This window comes from Bacillus sp. FG16, from assembly GCF_057809515.1.
In genome coordinates this window covers 159,746-179,304 of record NZ_JBMDKC010000001.1, presented here as the reverse complement: position 1 = coordinate 179,304, position 19,559 = coordinate 159,746, and the positions used below count along the sequence as shown (strand labels likewise).

Sequence of the window (19,559 nt, the reverse complement as noted above, 5' to 3'; positions counted from 1 at the left end):
AAAAGGACTTGGACCCCCTTTTCCAAACTTTTATTCACTCTACATATATACATCCTCCTATGGAACAGGCTTATTTCACTTTTGAAATAAGCCTGATTTTTTATTTACTCAAAAGTACCATTTCACCACAAATTTAACGTCTTGATTTTTCAAGTGTATTTTTCGAACATTTTTTGAACATTTATTGAATTTTTTCTGAAAATTCTGTTTTGTATGTGATATACTACAATTAACTAAGAAGGAAAATAATATCGCAAACAGAGGGGGATAATCATGAGCTTACTTATCGCACTTATACTTGGAGTTACATGTGGAGCATTTCCTGTTATTTTAGGAGCTATTATGGAAGAGTTAGAAATTGGTGTTTTAGGATTTGTCGCATCTTGTGTAAGCGCTTTATTGTTTGGTTTATTCGGCGCTATTCCTGTTTCAATTCTGTGTGCTTTTTATATAATACGCCATGCTCGTACAAAACAATTTGGTCCTAATCACATCGCACAAATTATCCCATTCCCGGTTGAACGATGCCGCCGCGCTTCTAACTTATAATTATAAAAATTAAAGATGACTAAATAAATAAAAGTCCTCAAATGAGGACTTTTATTTATTTTCTTCTAGAAATTGAAACAATTCTTGTAGATGTAGGGCATCTTCACCATAGCTAACAGATACATGAAATATACCGTCAATCTCAGCTTGCATATAAAGATCCACTCCATCACGATCATATTTCAATGCCAAATAAAATTCCATTTCTTCTAACATCTTTTTAGAGGTTCGAATTACATAATGCCCTTTCTCATCTCTTCCATATTCAAATTCTGGTTCAAAATCATATTTTTGTTTAAAAGCTCCTTTTTGTTTTTCATTAATTTTCATACAAGTAGCTCGCTGTACAGTATCAATCATCTCATCAAACTTTTGAAGGTCCACCTCGTTTACCCCCTTATATATTTTTTATATAATACTTGTGTTCCACTATTTTCTTCGCCATCCTTAATTAACTCTTCATACAATTCTTTCGCCAAACTTAAGCCCGGGACTGGTAATTGTAATTTTTCTGCTTCCTCTAAAGCAATTTTCATATCTTTCATAAAATGCTTCACATAAAATCCTGGCTCAAAGTCTCCTTTTAACATTCGAGGAGCTAAATTACTTAATGACCAGCTACCTGCTGCCCCTGTTGAAATACTCTCTAACACTTTATCTGGATTCAATCCAGCCTTCTTCGCGTAAGCAACAGCCTCACATACTCCAATCATATTGGAAGCAATCGCAATTTGATTGCACATTTTTGTATGTTGTCCACTCCCAGCTGGTCCTTGTAATTGAATGTTTGTTCCTAACTTTTCAAGTAAAGGTAAGCATCTATCATATATTTCTTTCTCTCCACCTACCATAATTGCGAGTTTTGCTTCTTTCGCACCAACATCTCCTCCTGAGACAGGTGCATCTAACATATATATATTTTTGCTTTTTGCAACTTCATTAATACGTTTTGCTAAAGTAGGTGTAGATGTCGTAAAGTCAATTGCTATCGTACCTTCTTTTGCATGTTCTATAATTCCTTCTATACCAAAATACACTTCTTCTACATCATGTGGATATCCAACCATTGTCATTACAACATCAACTTGCTTCACTAACTCTTTTGGCGTATCACACCATTGTGCACCATCTTGCACTAAAGAATCTGTTTTTGCTTTCGTTCTATTATATACATATACTTTATGACCATCTTGCATTAAGTGATAAGCCATACTTTTTCCCATTACGCCAATACCAATGAAACCTATTGATAAAGTTTTATGTTCCATTTTCTCATCCCCTTTGTTCTAATAAATCATTTACCATCTTTCGAAACTCTTTATTAAAGTCATCATCCATACTATTTTTCACATTTGAAAATAACATAACAAAAATCCCTTTTTCTTTATTAAAATTATTGAAAGTGTTCCAACCAGATAATACACCATGATTATGAAAATAATCTGGATATATATAAAAACTAAATGCATATTTCCGTTCTGCTGAAGGCGAAAACATTGCTTGTATACTTTGTTCAGAAAGAAGTTTTCCATTTATAATTGCTTCGTCTAACTTCTTCATATCTCCAACTGTCGTATACATCTCACCGCAACCATATAGCCAATCCATGCCTAACTTCTGCGCTGGTACAAGTTCTTGATCTTTTTTCACATAACCCTTTGTAAAATTTTTATCTCCAGGTACCATATTTCCCATACCGGATTCATGCATATCTGCTTTTACAAATATGTTTTCTTTTATGTAATCTCCTAAAGGTTTTTTCGATATATGTTCTATTATATAAGCAAGCACCATATAATTATAATCTGTATATCTCCAACCTGTTCCTGCAGGAAATTCTAAATTTTGACGTCCAATCCAATTAATTAACTGTAAACGGGAAGCAGCATTCACATTGCCTTTTGCGTGTTCAGGTAAACCAGAGGTATGTGTTAATAAATGATATAGCGTAATATTTTTATTCTCCGGAAATGAAGGAATATATTTATTTACATTATCTTGAATATTCAATTTCCCTTGTTCTTGCAACTGTAAAATAGATGTGGCAACAACTGTTTTCGTAATAGAACCGATACGATATTTTGTTTGAGGTGTGTTTTCTATTTTATTTTGAACATCAGCATACCCATATCCTTTATTCAATATAACACGCTCTTTATCTGTTACCAAAACTGTTCCATTGAATTGCTTTCCGACTAAATATTGATCTAATTTTTGAGATATGCTAGCATAATCAATTTGTTGCTCTTCTTTTTCTTCTATATTCCCTTGTACTTCCGATTCAATAGTAGGATTCACTTTAGTTGTTAATACAGTGTTTTCCTTTATATTAGGGCTAACAAGAAAATAGTATACTCCGCCGCCAACTATAACAGACAGTGAAGCCATTATCATTACTTTTTTTATCATATTGATCCTCCATAATTCCTTCGCTAAAAATTGTCCCCCTATTCTATTATCAAACAATAAAAAAAAATCGCAACAATTTGTTGCGAAAAATTACATTTTTTCTTTTCTATACACACATACTTGATTCTTGCCATTTTTTTTCGCTTCATATAATGCAATGTCCGCTCGTTGCATTAATTCTTCTCTTGTAGTTCCTTGTTCATATAACGCAACTCCAAAGCTAGCTGTTAACTTCGAAATTCCAGTGAATTGCTTTGTTTCAATGAAGAATCGTAATGACTCCGCAACTTGAAATGCTTCCTTTTCTACTGTATTTGTCACTAATATAATGAATTCTTCTCCTCCCCATCTTGCAAATACATGTTGCTGCTCCACTTTAGATTTCATAAGCTCTGCAAGTTGTATTAATGCCAAATCACCAAAATCATGACCATATGTGTCATTAACTGTTTTAAAATTATCTATATCAAATAAAATAATTGCTATCTTCTCATCACTACGTATTACCTTTTCCCACTCTACCTCTAGTATTTGTTGAAACTTTAAACGATTATAAATCTCTGTCAATGAATCTACCATAGCAAGTCTTTCTTGCTCTTGATAGATTTCATCTAATTCTGTAATTTCCGTGCACTTTACAATAAATCTTGATAAATCTTCTGGCAATGGTGTCGCACGTAATAGAAAAGTAGATACTGCCCCTTCATAATTTGACATCTTAATTCTTCTACCACTTGATAAAGTATCGTCTAGCCATGTTATATCATGCGTCGTCGAGTAGTATCCATTTTCTCTAATAAAATGTTCAGCAAATACTAAATGTTGCTCACGATAGGCAAACAAATCTTCATATCCGAAAAACGTTAAAAAATTTGTATTACAATCAACAATCTCATCATCTTCTACTATAAATAATAAATCATTTTGAAAATCAAACATCGTTTGAAGCAGTTCCTGCTGCAAACTAACTTGCCTTACTAAAGAAAGTTGATACAAACTCTTATTCACTTCTTCTAACACTGCTTGCGGAGTTACAGGAGCTATTACAATATTACGTATTCCTAATGCAAGTACATCTGTAAATTCTTTTGTTATTTGTTGATCCCAAATGACAATGAATGTACTTTGCGGGGTATACATATTCTTAATATATTTTATTTGAGAATATTCTGTTACATACATAATTATAATGTGTGGTTTCGTTCTTTGAAATAATAGTTCGCCCTCTTCAAAACTATTTGCTATAAACATACATTTTGGATGGATATTTTCTATCGTTTGTTGGTGTTTACATCCATTTTCTATATAAAGGACATTTAACTGCAGATCTTGTAACACATTTTGGAAAACCGTATTCTCTAATAAAAAATGTAGTATGTTCATCACTAGTCTTCACTCACTTCATATATCTTGTTCTACTGAATTCCTCACAAACATTTTTAAAAGGCTGTTCTTCAATAAACTTTAATTTGTGAGAGATACATATTAACAAGCTAATTGAGAATGTTATCTTCCCTTTTCACTCTATAAATTCCTTTTTTAGTGTATGATTATAGGAATTATATCGTTTGTATGAATGCCCTAGCTTATTTCTTAAAACTTGACAATTAAAATAAAGATATTATATTCTTAAATTCGATAACTTACAAAATGTAAGTAATATATATTGCGTTTTCCCGATAATTTTATATACAATTTGGAGGATATATAATGACAAACGACAACTTTTTTAACGTTCTATATGAACGCACATCTACACGTGCATTCAACCCAAATAAAGAAATCTCATCTACAGAATTACATGAGATTTTAAAAGCCGCAGCACAAGCACCTTCCGCTTGGAACTTGCAACACTGGAAATTCCTTGTTTTTCAAGGTGAAGATGTACAAAAACGATTACACCCAATAGCTTATAACCAACAACAAATTCTTGATGCTTCTGCAGTAGTCGCTATTTTAGGTGATTTAGAAGCTTATAAAAATGTTGAACCAGTATATGGTCCAATTGTAGAACAAGGATTTATGAAAGAAGAAGCAAAAGAGCGCTTAGCTAAAAATATTGAATCTGCATATGCTCGTGAACAATTCCCAAGAGATGCTGCCTTTTCAAATGCATCTTTAGCAGCAATGCAACTTATGCTTGCAGCTAAAGCAACTGGTTGGGATACTTGTGCTATTGGTGGTTTCAATCCACAAGCACTGACAGACGAATTTAACGTTTCATCTCGTTACGTTCCAATTATGCTTATTACAATTGGTGAATCAACTTTAAAAGGCCACCCTGCACCTCGTATGAGCGTAGAGCAAGTGAGTGAGTGGGCAAAATAATAAAAAACGAAGGTAACTACATTGCCTTCGTTTTTTTATTCCTTGTCATACTTTTGTAATATTACTACAAATCATTCGACATTTATACTTATAGAAAAGTATATTCCATTCCCTTATCATAAATAAACGTGACGTTTTGTGTCGAATTTTGTTTAGGTGTTGAAATATACCCGTGTGTTTTTGTTACAATTGTGATACAATGATAACAAATAGATAACAAGAGAGGGATTTTCATTGAGTTCATACGGAAGCTTTATCGCACTTTTATGTTACATAGTAACTGTACTGCTTCTATATTTTATTGGTGATGCCGCAAACATCTCCATTTTACAATTCCCAAAAGAAGAAGCATTCCAATTAGAATCAGAAAAACATACTGCACGATCCATTGTACCACTACTCCTAGCTCTTCCTGTATATATCATCGTTTTATATAAAAGTAAAAAAGTGTAAAGACTACCCATTTCATTTATTTCGGTGGTTTTTACATTTTTTTGTTATATTTCCCCTATTTTAAACATCATTCCATACTAAACACCCAGCTAGTCATTTAAAATGAGAAAATCCCCTAGAAAAAATTCCACTCTCTGTCCAGTCACTCACTACCGAACTTACATAGATTATAAGTGTGAAGGGGGTGATGAGGATTATGTTTGGATCATTTGGATGCTGTGATAACTTTAGAGACTGTCATCATCATGAAAGAGAGTGCAGACACCATGAGAAAGAGAAAGAGAGAGAAGTAGTTAGACCACAACAACCAGCTGTATGTAACGTACTTGCTAGCATTTCAGTTGGAACAGAGCTTTCTCTTTTAAGCATTAGAGGTAATGGCACTTTCAACAATGTAATTTTTGAAGGTTTCGCTAACGGTGTTGCTCTTTTCTCTGCTTTAGCTCGCAATGACAAAGACAACAAAGATAACAATAAAGACGATAAGAACAATCAAAACCGAAATACTTTTACTGGTATTTTACGTGTATGCCCAACTGATATCGTTGCAATCGCTATCTAATTCTGTCTCTTATCCTCGATAGTAAGCAAATATGATTTACTTTTCTCATGGAAAAAACCTGAGACCGATTTCAAATCGACTCAGGTTTTTTTATTGATTATATGCTTTTAACTAGTTCAACAACTTCTTCAGCAGTTGACATCATTAATGCTTTTTCTGCTAATGTTTCCATTTCTGCTTTTGACAACTTGCTTAGTTGTGTTCTTGCAGGAAGAATAGATGTTGCACTCATACTGAACTCATCTAAACCTAATCCTAATAATAATGGGATAGCAAGTGAATCGCCTGCCATCTCACCACACATACCAGCCCATTTGCCTTCTTTATGAGCAGCATCGATAACCATTTTTACAAGACGTAAAATAGATGGGTTATATGGTTGGTATAAGTATGATACTTGTTCGTTCATACGGTCTGCAGCCATTGTGTATTGGATTAAATCATTTGTTCCGATAGAGAAGAAGTCAACTTCTTTCGCGAATTGATCTGCTAATACTGCTGAAGCTGGGATTTCAACCATCATACCAACTTCAATAGAATCAGAAACAGTTGTACCCGCTTCTACAAGTTTCGCTTTCTCTTCTAATAAAATTGCTTTTGCTTGACGGAACTCATCAAGAGTTGCAATCATTGGGAACATAATTTTTAAGTTACCGTATACGCTAGCACGAAGTAATGCACGAAGTTGTGTACGGAACACATCTTGCTCATCAAGACATAAGCGAATTGCACGGTATCCTAAGAATGGGTTCATTTCTTTTGGTAAATGTAAGTATGGAAGCTCTTTATCTCCACCGATGTCAAGTGTACGAACAACGACTGGTTGACCTTCTTTTACACCTTCAAGAACTGCTTTATACGCTTCGAACTGCTCTTCTTCTGTTGGAAGATTGTCACGACCCATGTATAAGAATTCTGTACGGTATAAGCCAACGCCTTCTCCGCCATTATCGATAATACCTTGTACATCATTTGGTGTTCCGATATTTGCAACAAGCTCAACATGATGTCCATCACTTGTTACAGTAGCTTGGTCTTTTAATTTTGCCCATTCAGTTTTTTGCTCTTCAAATTTCGCTTTCTTTTCTTCAAACGAACGAAGTGTTTCTTCTGATGGGTTTACAATTACTTCTCCATCTAAACCGTCAATGATAACGATATCGCCGTTTTGGATTTTCTCCATAACAACTTTCGTACCAACAACAGCTGGAATTTCCATAGAGCGAGCCATAATTGCAGAGTGAGATGTACGTCCACCGATATCAGTAGTGAAACCTTTTGCATACTTACGGTTTAACTGAGCTGTATCAGATGGTGTTAAATCTTCAGCAATAATGATTACCTCTTCAGAAATTGTACCAGGATTTGAGAAGTTAATCCCTAGTAAATGTGCAAGAACGCGTTTTGTTACGTCACGAATGTCCGCAGCACGTTCTTTCATATATTCGTTATCCATGTTTTCAAACATAGAAATAAACATTGATGCAACTTCATCCATTGCAAATTCAGCATTTACTTTTTCGCTATTTACTTTATCTTTTACTGGGTTTACTAGTTCTGGATCATTTAACACTAATAAATGTGCTTCAAAGATCGCAGCTTTGTCAGCACCTAGCTCAGCAAATGCGTGGTCCTTAATAGCTTCTAATTCAGTTTTTGCTTTCTCAAGCGCAGCGTCTAAGCGTGCAATTTCTGCAGCTTCGTTTGTAATTGATTTCTTTTCGATGTTAAATTCAGGATTTTCAAGTCTGAAAGCCTTTGCAATAGCAATCCCACTTGATGCAGCGATCCCTTGAATGTTAAGAGTCATTATTCTCCTAATCCTTCGTTTTTCATAGTTTCTTCGATAGCTGCTAGTGCTTGAGCTGCATCATCACCATTTGCAGTGATTTTAATTTCTGCGTTTTGTTGAATGCCTAAAGACATAACGCCCATGATTGATTTTAAGTTAACGTTCTTTCCGTTATACTCTAAGTTAATGTCAGAACCGAATTTGCTTGCAGTGTTTACAAGTAGAGTTGCTGGACGAGCATGAATTCCTGAGTCGCTAGTTACTTTAAAGATTTTTTCCATGATAATTTATCTCCTTTAAATTACAGTTTTTTTTAGTTGTATAGACGTGAGTACTACATCATCTATTGTATATAATAGGCGATGTTCGGTCAACCACATCGCCTATTATAATTATAAACATTTTGCGTCAAATTCCTACTGAATGTCAATAATAGCGGTTTCGCCCTTCTTAACATTTCCATCTTTTTTCAATTCGACTTGTTGCCCTTGTTGTAAGTTTGTAAATACAATTGGTGTAATGATAGATGGTGCATTTCCTTTTACAAATGCAAGATCTACTTTTAATAACGGTTGGCCTTGCTTCACTTTATCACCTTGTGCTACAAGTGCCTCGAATCCTTCACCATTTAATTTTACAGTATCAATACCAAAGTGGATTAAAATTTCTTTTCCACCTTCAGATTGAATACCAATCGCATGTTTTGTAGGGAATACATTGACAATTTCACCGTTAACTGGAGAAACTACTGTTCCTTCAGTTGGCTCAATTGCAAATCCGTCTCCCATCATTTTTCCTGAGAATACTTGGTCAGGCACTTCTGTAATTGGTAAGATTTTCCCTTCAATTGGTGATACAATTGTTTCATTTTCATCAACTTTTTGAGGAGTTTCTTCCACTTTTACAGGTTCTTCTTTTTCAACATGAGGTGTACGACCTGACATTATATCATGAATTTGTGATTTTAATGTGTCAGATTTCGGTCCGAAAATAGCTTGAATGTTATTTCCAACTTCAAGTACACCAGCTGCTCCAAGTTCTTTTAAGCGGTCTTTGTTTACATTCTTTTGTTCGTTAACTTGAACACGTAAACGAGTAATACAAGCATCTAAAGAAGCAATGTTTTCTTTACCACCAAGTGCTACTAATACTTCACGAGGAAGTTCGCCTGCTTCTGTTTTTCCTGCACCGTCATTTGCATTTGCCTCTTCACGACCAGGTGTTTTTAGATTCCATTTACGGATTGCAAAGCGGAATCCGAAGTAGTAAATAACTGCTAGTACAAGACCAACAATAATTACCCACCACCATGCTGTACGGCCTGGTAGTACACCGAATAATAAGAAGTCAATTAAACCACCAGAGAATGTCATACCAATTTTAACACCTAAAATTTGCATTGTCATAAATGATAGACCAGCAAATACAGCGTGAATTCCGAATAATACTGGCGCTACGAATAAGAATGAAAATTCAAGTGGCTCTGTAATACCTGTTAAGAAAGATGTTAATGCTGCAGAACCTAAAATACCTGCTGCTAATTTTTTATTTTCTGGACGTGCTTCATGGTACATTGCTAAAGCTGCTGCTGGAAGACCGAACATCATGAACGGATACTTACCAGTTGTAAATGTACCTGCTGTTAATTCTACACCGTCTTTCAACTGTGCCATAAAGATTTTTTGGTCACCACGGATTAATTCGCCAGCTGCATTTGTATACTGACCGAATTCGAACCAGAACGGTGAATAGAAAATGTGATGTAGTCCAAATGGAATTAATGAACGTTCAATTAAACCGAATATAAATGCTGCGATTGTTCTATTTGCATCAATCATTTGATGTGAGAACGTGTTTAAGCCACCTTGAATGTATGGCCAAACGAAGCACATGATAATACCTACTATTAAAGAGAATGTTGCAGTTGCGATCGGTACGAAACGCTTACCTGCAAAGAAACCTAAGTATGATGGTAATTCAATGTTGAAGTATTTATTATAGCAATATGCCGCTACTATACCGACGATAATACCACCAAATACCCCTGTTTGTAGCGTTGGAATACCTAATACGTTTGCATACGCTGGATCTGCAAATCCAATTTTTACTGGGTCTGCTCCAGAACTTGTTACTTTCACTAGCTTATCTACTTCTAAGAACACACTCATCGTTTTGTTCATAATTAAGTAGCCGACGAATGCTGCTAAACCAGCTACTCCATCTCCACCAGCTAAACCAATTGCTACCCCAACTGCGAATAATAATGCAAGGTTAGCGAAAATAATATCACCAGATTGTTCCATAATTTTTGCAACCATTACGAACCAATCTGCTTTTAAAGCAGGAATAACATTTGTTAACTGTGGATTTTGAAATGCATTACCAAATCCAAGTAAAATACCTGCCGCCGGTAAAATCGCTACTGGAAGCATTAACGCTTTTCCGACTTTTTGAAGAACACCAAAGATCTTCTTAAACATGGAAACCCTTCCTCTCTTATCTATATTGATACCTTCCGACAAACGCCAAAAAGACATGAGGAAAAAAAGATAGAACGATAGCTATACAAAGGGTAGTATATCCCTTTCTCTAGCTTACATTCCTTACTTTTCTCCACTCATGCCTGATCGAATCAGTAACACGTGTCAAAAATAGGTTTACGTATAAGTTCACTATAATTAAGGCAAACGTTTTCGTTACTCACCTTAATGTGTTTGTCGAAATTTGTATAACTTTGCAATAGTTATTATACATAACTATTGTAAGCGATTCAATCATTTTTTTTAACGTTTTCATTTTAGACAAAAATATATGACTTATTACACATGCTCTGCCTTTACTAAGCGTTGCAAGTGCATCGTTAAATAAATACTTTCAGCTTCATATACAGGTAGTTGCAACTCTTTTTGCATGACCTTGACTAGCTTCCAAGCTACGTTATAGCAAACTGGATACTCCACCTTTAGTAAATCAGCAAAACTTTGCGATTCTTCTACTTTTTCTCCTTTTTTCACCCTCTCAATAGCATATTGAAGATGACGAATAAGGCGTAAATAATGAATGCTCTCTTGATCTAATGTAATTTGTAAGTTTGTCTCAATTAAAGAGACAAGTTGTGCAATGAGACGGGAGTTTTGATTAACTGAAGATAAATCAGAATTTGTAAGCGAACTGTAAATGTGAAGTGCAATAAAACCAATTTCTCCTTCTGGCAATGTAATTTGCAAACGAGAATTTAAAAGTTCTACAACACCTTCCGCAATTTCATATTCCTCTGGATAGAGCATTTTTGTTTCAACTAAAAAAGGATTATCAATTGTAAGTCCTTGTTTTAACCTTTTAATTGCAAATGAAATATGATCTGTTAACGCAATATGAATATGTTCATTTAGTGGAGATTTCGCTTTTTCTTGAATGTACAGCATAATATCGTTCATCAATTCAATTAATTTTTCACTAACATGCGGCACTAATAATTTATATTGTTCACGATCACGTTCATTTTTTAAGACAAACATTTTTTCGATTTGTTCTTGCTCCAATACATCTTTCGCTTTTTTCCCAAATCCAATTCCTTTACCAATCACTACTACTTCCTCGTGTTCAGGATGGCTAGCAATGATGACATTATTATTTAAAACTTTTTTAATTTCTAGATAATTATTCATATAACACCACCCTCGTACTTAAATAGCCTACTTTTATGTTACAGAATATTCTTCTTTGTCGTCAATGTAAAACATCTGCCATTTAATAAAAATTCATTTTTTAGACATGTTTATATATGATGCGTATAATGTAAGAGCAACTGTACATAGAAAGGAGATAACAGCATGATTAAAATGTTTGTAAGTGATATCGATGGTACAATGATGCAACACGGAGGTCTTATTGATGAACAAGATGTTGCGGCACTACGCAGCCTCGCCGAGCAAAATGTTATTCTTTGCTTCGCTTCCGGAAGACTTGATAATGAAATTGCAGACTTAATGAAAGCTGTAAATACAAATTTTCATCGCATTAGTGTAAATGGTGTTTTTGTATATACACATGAAAATAAACAACTATTATCTGCAACTTTTGATTCCAGCATACTTCCCGATTTGTTAGCTATGACGAATGAAAATCCTTATTTCCGTTATGTAAGTGATGGGCATAATTATTACATTGAAGAGAAAACACCTTTTATTCAAGAACTTGAACAACAAGTAACTATGACTTCTGTTGAAGAACCAAACTTACTACAGAAGATTGATGATACAATTTTCCCAAATAAAATTTCTGTCGGTGGAACAAAGGAGAGCTTGCAACTCCTTCAGAAAAAAATTGATGAAAAATTCCACGGGAAAGTTAGTACTTTCATCTCAGCAGAACAATGTTTAGATGTAATGCCACCGAATGTTAGTAAAGGCTCTGCCATTTCTGTTTTATTAAATGAGTTTCAAATAAAACCTGAGGAAATTGCTTGTATAGGGGATTCTTACAATGATATTCCTATGTTTTCTTTAACTCCTCACAGTTTTGCTATGTCGCAAGCAGATGATGCAGTAAAAAAACACGCTCACTATGTAGTAAATCACGTCAAAGATGCTGTTAACCACGTAATTGCTCATAATAAAAATACGACTCATTCCTTATAAGGATGAGTCGTATTTTTATTTCTTTACATGTTATCCATTTTCATTTCCACTGTACTTCACAAACTGAAATATACTATTTGTTACGTGCGATATTCGTAATAAATTTATAACGATCTCCACGATAAATACATTTCACGTACTCTAGCGGTATCTCACCTTCTGAATATGACCATTGACGCATTACAAGTACAGGCGCCTTTTTAGGAATATGCAGATGTTCAGCTTCATTTTCCGTCGCAACAGAAGCTTCAATTGACTGAGTAGCGCTAACAAGTTTAAAGCCCAGTTTTTTCTCTAAATGTTCATATAAAGATTGTTGCAATATCTCTTCGTTAATATCTTTTACAAGAGCTGGCGACAAATATGTCGTCTCAAAAGCAATCGGTTCATCATCAGCTAAGCGAATACGCCTCACTTCATAAACCGATTCCCCCTCCTGTATTCTCAACCGGTCTGCTATTTTAGCAGTAGCTGGAACTAGGCGGAAACTAAGTAATTGACTACTTGGGTTCATTCCACGAGAAATCATATCTTCTGTGAATCCCGTCATTCCTTGCAATTTTTGTTCCACTTTCGGAAGTTGGACAAATGTTCCAATTCCACGCTTCCGATATAAATAGCCTTGTTCCACTAAATTATTAATCGCCTGTCTGATTGTCATACGACTCACTTCGAACTTATCACAAAGTTCATTCTCAGATGGGATTTTATCTCCCGGCTTCCATTCGCCGTCCTCAATTAGCTGTTTCACCCACTCTTGAATCTGATAATAGATCGGAAATGGTGAATACTTGTCGATGTTCATCAGCAATCGCCTCACTGCATAAAGATAGAGCTTCTTGATCTGCGATTACGGTTACATTCGGATGACGTTGTAAAACTGTTGCCGGACACTCTTCACTATATTCACCTTGCAATAATTCTTTAACAGCTTCTGCCTTTTTAGCACCCATAGCTACAAGTAGAACTTGTTTCGCTTTCATAATGCTTCCAATTCCCATTGTAATCGCATGAGTTGGCACATCTTCTTCTTTTTCGAAGAAGCGAAGGTTTGCTTGGCGTGTAGATTCTGTTAATTCAACAATGTTCGTTGGAGAATTAAACGGTGTTCCTGGCTCGTTAAATCCGATGTGACCGTTTTCACCGATTCCAAGAATCTGTAGGTCAACTGGGTTAGCAGTTAGAATGCCCTCGTAACGTTTGCACTCTTCCTCTAAATCACTTGCCATCCCGTTTGGTACATAAGTTTGTTTAAATGGAAGATGATCAAACAACTGTTCTTGCATGAAATAGTGATAGCTGTTTTTATCTTCATGTGGTAAATTTACGTACTCATCTAAGTTTACAGTGGTTACACGGCTTGTATCAAGTTTATTTTTTCGCATTTCTGCATAAATACCTAATGGAGAGCTTCCTGTAGCCATTCCTAATGTTGGATTTTCTTTTGTTTTTACAACTTCTTCGATTAATTTATAACCTGCTTCTGCTAGTTCTTCTGGAGTTTTTACAACAAGAATATTCATTTAATTACTTCCCTTCCTTCATATGAATTCCTAAACGAACCGTATCATATACATGTAAATCTTCATTCATCACAACAAAGTCTGCATCTTTTCCTACCGATAATGCACCTTTATTATTTAATCCAAACTCTTCTGCTTGGTTAACTGATGTCATCAGTACTGCATCTTCGATTGAACAACCTGTAAATTCAATTACATTTCGGAAAGCTTGATCCATTTTTAGAATACTACCAGCTAACGTTCCATCTTCTAATCGAGCACTACCATCTTTTACATGTACTGGCTGTCCGCCAAGCTCATATAATCCATCTTCAAGACCTTTTGCGCGCATTGCGTCAGTAATAACACTTACTTTTTTCGGTCCTTTTAACTTATATGCTAATTTCACCATATCAGGGTGAATATGAATACCATCTGTAATTACTTCAACCATTACATCTGGATTTAATAACACATGACCAACAACTCCTGGCTCACGGTGATGTAATCCACGCATTTGATTGTATAAATGTGTCGCATGTGTAATCTTTCTATTTTTTAGTTGCGCATCAATTGCATCTGTATGCCCCATTGTGCCAACTACACCAGTTTCAGCAAGATATTGTTCAAACTCTAATGCTCCCTCTTCTTCTGGTGCATATGTTACTAATTTAATTAAATTCCCACTTGCTTCTTGCCATTGTTTAAATTGCTCAATATTTGCAGGAACGATATGTTCAAGTGGTTGTGCACCTGCACGTTTCTTTGAAACATAAGGTCCTTCTAAGTGAATATATTCGAAATGTGCTCCTTTTTCTTTTGCTTCTTTCGCAGCGGTTAGCGCTGCTTCAATTGCCTCTGGAGCTTGTGTCATTGTTGTTGGGAAGTAAGTTGTAACCCCTTCTTTTAACATTTCTTTACCTAGAGTTACTAACCCATCGCTATTTGCATCCATCGCATCAATATCGTATCCACCATGAATATGAACATCGATCATACCTGGAATTACAATCTTCCCTGTAGCATCAAAAACAGTTTCATTTTCTTGTGGTACATATTGAGCCATCAAACCAATTTCTTTAATGGTTTCTGCGTAACGGATAAATCCGTTTTCCACTATTTCTTGACCTGTGTAAATTTTGGCATTGATGACAATTTGCGTTTTCATTTTCATCGATCCTTTCCCATGAAATACCTACTTGTTATTATTACCTTATTCGCCTAGTTCCATCTTAATATATGCACGAGTAGTTGTCTATACATTCTAATGAAATTTCCTTTTTATTCAACGAAAAAGGAAATTTCTTACGTCCCTTATAATTATAATATATATTATTCATTTTTCCAAAAAGGGACAGTATCCACCCCTAATATAGAAATCACTTCAACAATGGCATTAACCCGCTAGACTCTAACATAACATGTTCACCATCTGTTTCTATTTCTACTGTACGTTTATTCGTTCTATATACCATTATACCGTGCCTTTTTAAGCGTTTTACTACACTTTGGTGAGGATGTCCATACGGATTACTACTCCCGTAAGACAGAATAGCAAACTGCGGCTCCACTTTTTTTATAAACGTTTCACTTGTTGAAGTATACGAGCCGTGATGCCCCACTTTTAAAACATCTGCATGTACATCAAATTGTTTTAATATTTCATGTTCTGTCCTTACATCCGCGTCACCCATTAATAAAAAATCCGCTTTTCCATATCGTACCTTTAAAACAATTGAGGATTCATTATTTTCATCTTTTGATTTCCCATTGTTTAATACCTGTATAGAAACATGTGGATCCAGCGGTATATATTGCCCTTCCTTTACTGAAACGAAAGGTATCCCTCTTTTTTTAATATTATTCCGATATGTATGATAAGTAAGAGAACTATATGTTTTTCCGCTATCTAATATAAGCGCTACCGGCATTTGCTCTACAATTGGAATTAACCCCCCTATATGATCCATATCGGGATGCGTACTGACAATTACATCTAAATGATTAATCCCTTTCTCAATTAATTTCTGAATAATAACCTCTCCTGCTTCATAAGGTCCACCATCAATTAACATTGTTTGTCCGTTTGGCATTATGATAAGTGTTGCATCACCTTGTCCCACTTTTAAAAAGCTCACTTTCATTTTACTAAGATGTTGCCGATGCATATGTAAAGGAGACGTAGTATGGATGGACATCATATACCTTTTAGCTGATGCGCTATTTAAAGAAAAACATAATAAAACAGAAACTAATAATAGAATAATCCGCATACCTCTCATAACTCGTCTCCTTTTTTCATTTAGTATGGCACTGTAAATAATTGATATACAAAAAAAGCTTAGCAAAATGCTAAGCTTTTATTTCGATATCTCTTGTAAGGAACCGAAGAATAAATCCGCTTCATTCATTTGTTCATTCTCTTCAGAAAGCGGCGGTAAATCATCTAATGTTTTCAATCCAAATGTGTCCAAAAATTCTTTTGTTGTTCCGTATAAAATAGGACGCCCTGGTCCTTCTGCTCTTCCCATTTCTTTTATAAGTAAATGTGAAACCAACGTTTGTAACGCCTTATCGGTTTTAACTCCTCTAATCTCTTCCATTTCAGTCCTTGTGATTGGTTGACGATATGCAACAATCGCTAACGTTTCGAGGGCAGCTTGTGAGAGCGAAGCAGCTGTTGGTGTATCTATCAATTTTTGATAATATGAAGCATGTTCTTTCTTTGTAGCAAAACGATATACTTTTGCATACTGTACAATTTGCAAACCACGGTTTGCACCTTCACATTCTTGTTGCATTTCTTCTAAAATATTAATTACTTCATTCATTTCAATTTCAAGAACTTTCGCTATTTGTTCTGGATAAATCCCTTCATCACCAGAAACAAATAAAAGGCCTTCAATAATTGACTTTTGTTCTTTCCTATCCATTTCACGAGCTCCTTCCTTCTATTTTCCCATAAAAATACACATCAAAAAACCGAATCACAATCAATGCGTTCGGTTCAATATTTTCTCTCTTGTTCCAAACGATACATTAAAACATAGCATGAAATAAAGTGTTTCTATCCCAATTTCACATACTTGCTCTATGCAGATTTATTAGAGCTTGATACGAAAATTTCATCAAAATTATGTTCTTGCTCAATTATGATTTGTTGATTTTTCATAAGTTCCAGAACTGCTAAAAATGTTACAACCATTATTTCACGTTCATCATCAACAAACAAATCATAAAAACTTTGGCGACCACCCTTTATTTTTAACTGCTTTAAAATATCAGTCATTCGCTGTTCAATTGGTATTTCTTGACGAGTAATACGTGTTGTTACAGGTTTCTTTGCCTTTTTACGGCGCATTAATTTTTGAAATGCCGCTAGCATATCATATAACGTAACATCAAGAGGCAAGTTTGTCTCTTCTTCTTGTTGCAACGATGTAAAGTCAATTGGTGGACGTGTATATAGCTGTGCTCTTTCTTGTTCTCTTTCTTTTAACTCAGTAGCAACTTGCTTATATTTCTTATATTCAATTAACCTCTCCATCAATTCTTGACGAGGATCATCTATAAAATCATCACCGTTATCAAGTACATCTTCTTCATGTTTCGGCAACAACATTTTACTTTTAATTTGTAATAACGTTGCGGCCATTACTAAATACTCACTTGCAACATCTAATTGAAGTTCTTTCATCGTATGCACATAAGATAAATATTGCTCTGTAATATCCGCTACAGGAATATTATATATATCAATTTCATAACGATGTATTAAATGTAACAATAGATCTAAAGGCCCTTCAAAAGCCTCTACTTTAAAATTATATTGCACAAAGCATCCCACCACATTTTTTCTATAACAACATAAGTATAGAGCATACTCATGTTCTATCCAACCTTTTTAAGAAATTTAATTAAAAATAGACCGATGCCTATGTCATCATGCCCACCACTTCATATGATAACAGTGTAGTAAGAACAATGTAGGAGGTCAAAAAACTATGGGTCACGTTGATTGTGGTTTTAGCGGTGGGTTCGCATTACTTGTTGTACTGTTTATTTTACTAATTATTGTAGGAGCAGCTTGCTTCTGCTAATATGAACAATAACGGCTAGGGGGAAATCTCCTAGTCGTTTATTGTTCATATTTCTATGATACACTTATATGTATAACCATTAGATAGGGGCGAGAAAACATGTATCCTACCGAATACATACAATTTTTAATTCATTTCCAAGGAGATTACGACTATTTTGAATGCCACGAAATACTAGAAGAGTACTGGAAGACAAAACCAAGAGGAAATCGTGACCATTACTTAGTAGGTCTCATTCAAATTGCAGTTTCTTTGTACCACCAAAGGCGTGCTAACTGGAATGGCTCCACAAAAATGATGAAAAGCGCAATCACAATTTTAGAAAAAAGCAGTGTGCCTTTACAACGTTTAGGAATTAATCAAGTACAACTTCTTTTCTTGCTCAATGAAAGATTGCAATCTATCCATAAAAAAGAACGTTTTGTACCTTTATTTTTACCCTTATCAGATCCATCGTTAGAGAAGCAGTGTATAGAGTTATGTCAAAAACAAAACCTCTCTTGGAAAGACTTGAATGCTATCCCAGGTGAATATATTATACACAAGCATACTTTGCGTGATCGCACAGAGGTCATTACTGAACGAAACGAACAATTACAAAAAAGAAAGCAGAGATAATAAACTACTTATCCCTGCTCTCACGAATGTATATTTTGTTCTAGCCCTTTACATTTTTCGCAAAAACTTGCTGTTTGCTCATTTCCGCAAATTGTAAACTCAAGAAATTTACTCTTTAACTCTTGAACCATCTTCGTTCCAATCCCCACATGACGATGAGACGGATTTACACTTAAATGCTGAATTTCTAATACTTGATTCTCTTTTTTTACAATCCCCATTATTCCAACAAAATCTTCATTTTGTTTCCACAAATACAATTGCCAATCATCTTTTGCTTCATATTCTTTCATTGTCAATTGTAATGTTTTTACATCTTTTTCAGTTGGCATAAACGAAAGAAGCCCCATTGCAATTTTTTCATAACTTTTTTTAAAACGAATTAACATAACCCTTATCCCTTCTTACAAAAGTTACAAACTAGTAATCCCCTCAATCACTCTTTTCATATCACATTCATTTTACAATATTTTCAACAGAGTGAGAAGAGTCTAAAACAACTTGATAATCATACAAAGCGAAAAGAAGAAAGTCAAATCTATGTTTCAGCACTATTCCTTTAATAAATAGAGTTAAAAAAATAAAATTTTATATGGAATGAAAAGA

22 protein-coding genes are annotated in these 19,559 nt (G+C 34.8%); 7 read left to right on the top strand and 15 right to left on the bottom strand.

Features of this window, described 5'->3' with window-relative positions; genetic code table 11:
* Positions 1-273 precede the first annotated feature (273 nt).
* Complete coding sequence (locus tag ACODS7_RS01075; protein WP_000054659.1) at positions 274-549, top strand: hypothetical protein; 276 nt, start codon at positions 274-276, stop codon at positions 547-549.
* Between the two features lie 51 nt (positions 550-600).
* On the opposite strand, the gene ACODS7_RS01070 is transcribed toward ACODS7_RS01075, so the two are convergent.
* The 4 genes from ACODS7_RS01070 to ACODS7_RS01055 form a co-directional block, all read right to left on the bottom strand.
* Positions 601-933 (bottom strand): DUF3909 family protein, encoded by a 333-nt coding sequence (locus tag ACODS7_RS01070; RefSeq protein WP_029443179.1) that lies wholly within the window; start codon positions 931-933, stop codon positions 601-603.
* 5 nt (positions 934-938) lie between these two features.
* Positions 939-1,817, bottom strand: a complete 879-nt coding sequence (locus ACODS7_RS01065; protein ID WP_243168062.1) for an NAD(P)-dependent oxidoreductase — start codon at positions 1,815-1,817, stop codon at positions 939-941.
* 4 nt (positions 1,818-1,821) lie between these two features.
* Entirely contained in the window at positions 1,822-2,958 is a 1,137-nt protein-coding gene (locus ACODS7_RS01060; protein ID WP_029443180.1) for a serine hydrolase, read from the bottom strand.
* A gap of 90 nt (positions 2,959-3,048) precedes the next feature.
* Positions 3,049-4,341, bottom strand: coding sequence for a GGDEF domain-containing protein (locus ACODS7_RS01055; protein WP_016080405.1), 1,293 nt, complete (start codon positions 4,339-4,341; stop codon positions 3,049-3,051).
* A 327-nt stretch (positions 4,342-4,668) separates the two neighbouring features.
* Here ACODS7_RS01055 and ACODS7_RS01050 point away from each other — a divergent pair, with 327 nt between their 5' ends.
* From ACODS7_RS01050 to ACODS7_RS01040, 3 genes are all read left to right on the top strand, one after another.
* Positions 4,669-5,286 carry a nitroreductase family protein gene (locus ACODS7_RS01050; RefSeq protein ID WP_000180387.1) on the top strand — a complete coding sequence of 206 codons (618 nt, stop codon included), beginning with the start codon at positions 4,669-4,671 and terminating at the stop codon, positions 5,284-5,286.
* 234 nt (positions 5,287-5,520) lie between these two features.
* Entirely contained in the window at positions 5,521-5,739 is a 219-nt protein-coding gene (locus ACODS7_RS01045; protein WP_000100485.1) for a hypothetical protein, read from the top strand.
* Between the two features lie 196 nt (positions 5,740-5,935).
* Positions 5,936-6,301, top strand: coding sequence for a DUF3915 domain-containing protein (locus ACODS7_RS01040; protein WP_048563875.1), 366 nt, complete (start codon positions 5,936-5,938; stop codon positions 6,299-6,301).
* Between the two features lie 97 nt (positions 6,302-6,398).
* On the opposite strand, the gene ptsP is transcribed toward ACODS7_RS01040, so the two are convergent.
* The 4 genes from ptsP to glcT all read right to left on the bottom strand — a co-directional run bounded on the left by ptsP (position 6,399) and on the right by glcT (position 11,761).
* On the bottom strand, positions 6,399-8,111 hold the full coding sequence (gene ptsP / locus ACODS7_RS01035; RefSeq protein ID WP_000174216.1) for a phosphoenolpyruvate--protein phosphotransferase: 1,713 nt from the start codon (positions 8,109-8,111) through the stop codon (positions 6,399-6,401).
* Positions 8,111-8,374 (bottom strand): phosphocarrier protein HPr, encoded by a 264-nt coding sequence (gene ptsH, locus ACODS7_RS01030; RefSeq protein ID WP_000411080.1) that lies wholly within the window; start codon positions 8,372-8,374, stop codon positions 8,111-8,113. Before ptsH ends, ptsP begins: the two co-directional genes overlap by 1 nt.
* A gap of 135 nt (positions 8,375-8,509) precedes the next feature.
* Positions 8,510-10,573 (bottom strand): PTS glucose transporter subunit IIABC, encoded by a 2,064-nt coding sequence (gene ptsG, locus ACODS7_RS01025; protein ID WP_016080402.1) that lies wholly within the window; start codon positions 10,571-10,573, stop codon positions 8,510-8,512.
* Positions 10,574-10,912: 339 nt separating this feature from the next.
* A complete protein-coding gene (gene glcT, locus ACODS7_RS01020) occupies positions 10,913-11,761 on the bottom strand; it encodes a glucose PTS transporter transcription antiterminator GlcT (RefSeq protein ID WP_029443182.1) in 849 nt (282 codons plus the stop codon).
* A 165-nt stretch (positions 11,762-11,926) separates the two neighbouring features.
* Here glcT and ACODS7_RS01015 point away from each other — a divergent pair, with 165 nt between their 5' ends.
* Positions 11,927-12,733 (top strand): HAD family hydrolase, encoded by an 807-nt coding sequence (locus ACODS7_RS01015; RefSeq protein WP_243168063.1) that lies wholly within the window; start codon positions 11,927-11,929, stop codon positions 12,731-12,733.
* A 73-nt stretch (positions 12,734-12,806) separates the two neighbouring features.
* Here the strand turns inward: ACODS7_RS01015 and ACODS7_RS01010 are convergent, their stop codons facing one another.
* From ACODS7_RS01010 to ACODS7_RS00985, 6 genes are all read right to left on the bottom strand, one after another.
* A complete protein-coding gene (locus tag ACODS7_RS01010) occupies positions 12,807-13,538 on the bottom strand; it encodes a GntR family transcriptional regulator (RefSeq protein WP_014894892.1) in 732 nt (243 codons plus the stop codon).
* Positions 13,468-14,256 (bottom strand): glucosamine-6-phosphate deaminase, encoded by a 789-nt coding sequence (gene nagB, locus ACODS7_RS01005; protein ID WP_016080401.1) that lies wholly within the window; start codon positions 14,254-14,256, stop codon positions 13,468-13,470. The genes ACODS7_RS01010 and nagB overlap by 71 nt, the downstream gene beginning before the upstream one ends.
* Before the next feature lie 4 nt (positions 14,257-14,260).
* Positions 14,261-15,403, bottom strand: a complete 1,143-nt coding sequence (gene nagA / locus ACODS7_RS01000) for an N-acetylglucosamine-6-phosphate deacetylase (RefSeq protein WP_016080400.1) — start codon at positions 15,401-15,403, stop codon at positions 14,261-14,263.
* 211 nt (positions 15,404-15,614) lie between these two features.
* Positions 15,615-16,517, bottom strand: a complete 903-nt coding sequence (locus ACODS7_RS00995) for a ComEC/Rec2 family competence protein (RefSeq protein ID WP_243168064.1) — start codon at positions 16,515-16,517, stop codon at positions 15,615-15,617.
* A gap of 78 nt (positions 16,518-16,595) precedes the next feature.
* Entirely contained in the window at positions 16,596-17,168 is a 573-nt protein-coding gene (scpB, locus tag ACODS7_RS00990) for a segregation/condensation protein ScpB (RefSeq protein WP_000375171.1), read from the bottom strand.
* A gap of 158 nt (positions 17,169-17,326) precedes the next feature.
* Complete coding sequence (locus tag ACODS7_RS00985; RefSeq protein WP_016080398.1) at positions 17,327-18,070, bottom strand: segregation/condensation protein A; 744 nt, start codon at positions 18,068-18,070, stop codon at positions 17,327-17,329.
* A 169-nt stretch (positions 18,071-18,239) separates the two neighbouring features.
* Between ACODS7_RS00985 and ACODS7_RS00980 the strand changes: the two genes are divergently transcribed.
* Both ACODS7_RS00980 and ACODS7_RS00975 read left to right on the top strand, forming a co-directional pair.
* Complete coding sequence (locus ACODS7_RS00980) at positions 18,240-18,335, top strand: YjcZ family sporulation protein (RefSeq protein ID WP_000510194.1); 96 nt, start codon at positions 18,240-18,242, stop codon at positions 18,333-18,335.
* 99 nt (positions 18,336-18,434) lie between these two features.
* Positions 18,435-18,953 carry a DUF309 domain-containing protein gene (locus ACODS7_RS00975; protein WP_016080397.1) on the top strand — a complete coding sequence of 173 codons (519 nt, stop codon included), beginning with the start codon at positions 18,435-18,437 and terminating at the stop codon, positions 18,951-18,953.
* Positions 18,954-18,973: 20 nt separating this feature from the next.
* Here ACODS7_RS00975 and ribT read toward each other — a convergent pair whose 3' ends face one another.
* The gene (gene ribT / locus ACODS7_RS00970; RefSeq protein ID WP_016080396.1) at positions 18,974-19,342 is read right to left on the bottom strand and encodes a GNAT family N-acetyltransferase RibT; all 369 of its coding nucleotides are present in this window, start codon (positions 19,340-19,342) and stop codon (positions 18,974-18,976) included.
* Positions 19,343-19,559: the final 217 nt, after the last annotated feature.

Bases quoted from the DNA above. Each gene is read 5' to 3' on its own strand.
- ACODS7_RS01075 (WP_000054659.1), top strand. From the start codon at position 274: ATGAGCTTACTTATCGCACTTATACTTGGAGTTACATGTGGAGCATTT.
- ACODS7_RS01065 (WP_243168062.1), bottom strand. From the start codon at position 1,817: ATGGAACATAAAACTTTATCAATAGGTTTCATTGGTATTGGCGTAATG.
- ACODS7_RS01060 (WP_029443180.1), bottom strand. From the start codon at position 2,958: ATGATAAAAAAAGTAATGATAATGGCTTCACTGTCTGTTATAGTTGGC.
- ACODS7_RS01055 (WP_016080405.1), bottom strand. From the start codon at position 4,341: ATGAACATACTACATTTTTTATTAGAGAATACGGTTTTCCAAAATGTG.
- ACODS7_RS01050 (WP_000180387.1), top strand. From the start codon at position 4,669: ATGACAAACGACAACTTTTTTAACGTTCTATATGAACGCACATCTACA.
- ACODS7_RS01040 (WP_048563875.1), top strand. From the start codon at position 5,936: ATGTTTGGATCATTTGGATGCTGTGATAACTTTAGAGACTGTCATCAT.
- ptsP (WP_000174216.1), bottom strand. From the start codon at position 8,111: ATGACTCTTAACATTCAAGGGATCGCTGCATCAAGTGGGATTGCTATT.
- ptsH (WP_000411080.1), bottom strand. From the start codon at position 8,374: ATGGAAAAAATCTTTAAAGTAACTAGCGACTCAGGAATTCATGCTCGT.
- ptsG (WP_016080402.1), bottom strand. From the start codon at position 10,573: ATGTTTAAGAAGATCTTTGGTGTTCTTCAAAAAGTCGGAAAAGCGTTA.
- glcT (WP_029443182.1), bottom strand. From the start codon at position 11,761: ATGAATAATTATCTAGAAATTAAAAAAGTTTTAAATAATAATGTCATC.
- ACODS7_RS01015 (WP_243168063.1), top strand. From the start codon at position 11,927: ATGATTAAAATGTTTGTAAGTGATATCGATGGTACAATGATGCAACAC.
- ACODS7_RS01010 (WP_014894892.1), bottom strand. From the start codon at position 13,538: ATGAACATCGACAAGTATTCACCATTTCCGATCTATTATCAGATTCAA.
- nagB (WP_016080401.1), bottom strand. From the start codon at position 14,256: ATGAATATTCTTGTTGTAAAAACTCCAGAAGAACTAGCAGAAGCAGGT.
- nagA (WP_016080400.1), bottom strand. From the start codon at position 15,403: ATGAAAACGCAAATTGTCATCAATGCCAAAATTTACACAGGTCAAGAA.
- ACODS7_RS00995 (WP_243168064.1), bottom strand. From the start codon at position 16,517: ATGAGAGGTATGCGGATTATTCTATTATTAGTTTCTGTTTTATTATGT.
- scpB (WP_000375171.1), bottom strand. From the start codon at position 17,168: ATGGATAGGAAAGAACAAAAGTCAATTATTGAAGGCCTTTTATTTGTT.
- ACODS7_RS00980 (WP_000510194.1), top strand. From the start codon at position 18,240: ATGGGTCACGTTGATTGTGGTTTTAGCGGTGGGTTCGCATTACTTGTT.
- ACODS7_RS00975 (WP_016080397.1), top strand. From the start codon at position 18,435: ATGTATCCTACCGAATACATACAATTTTTAATTCATTTCCAAGGAGAT.
- ribT (WP_016080396.1), bottom strand. From the start codon at position 19,342: ATGTTAATTCGTTTTAAAAAAAGTTATGAAAAAATTGCAATGGGGCTT.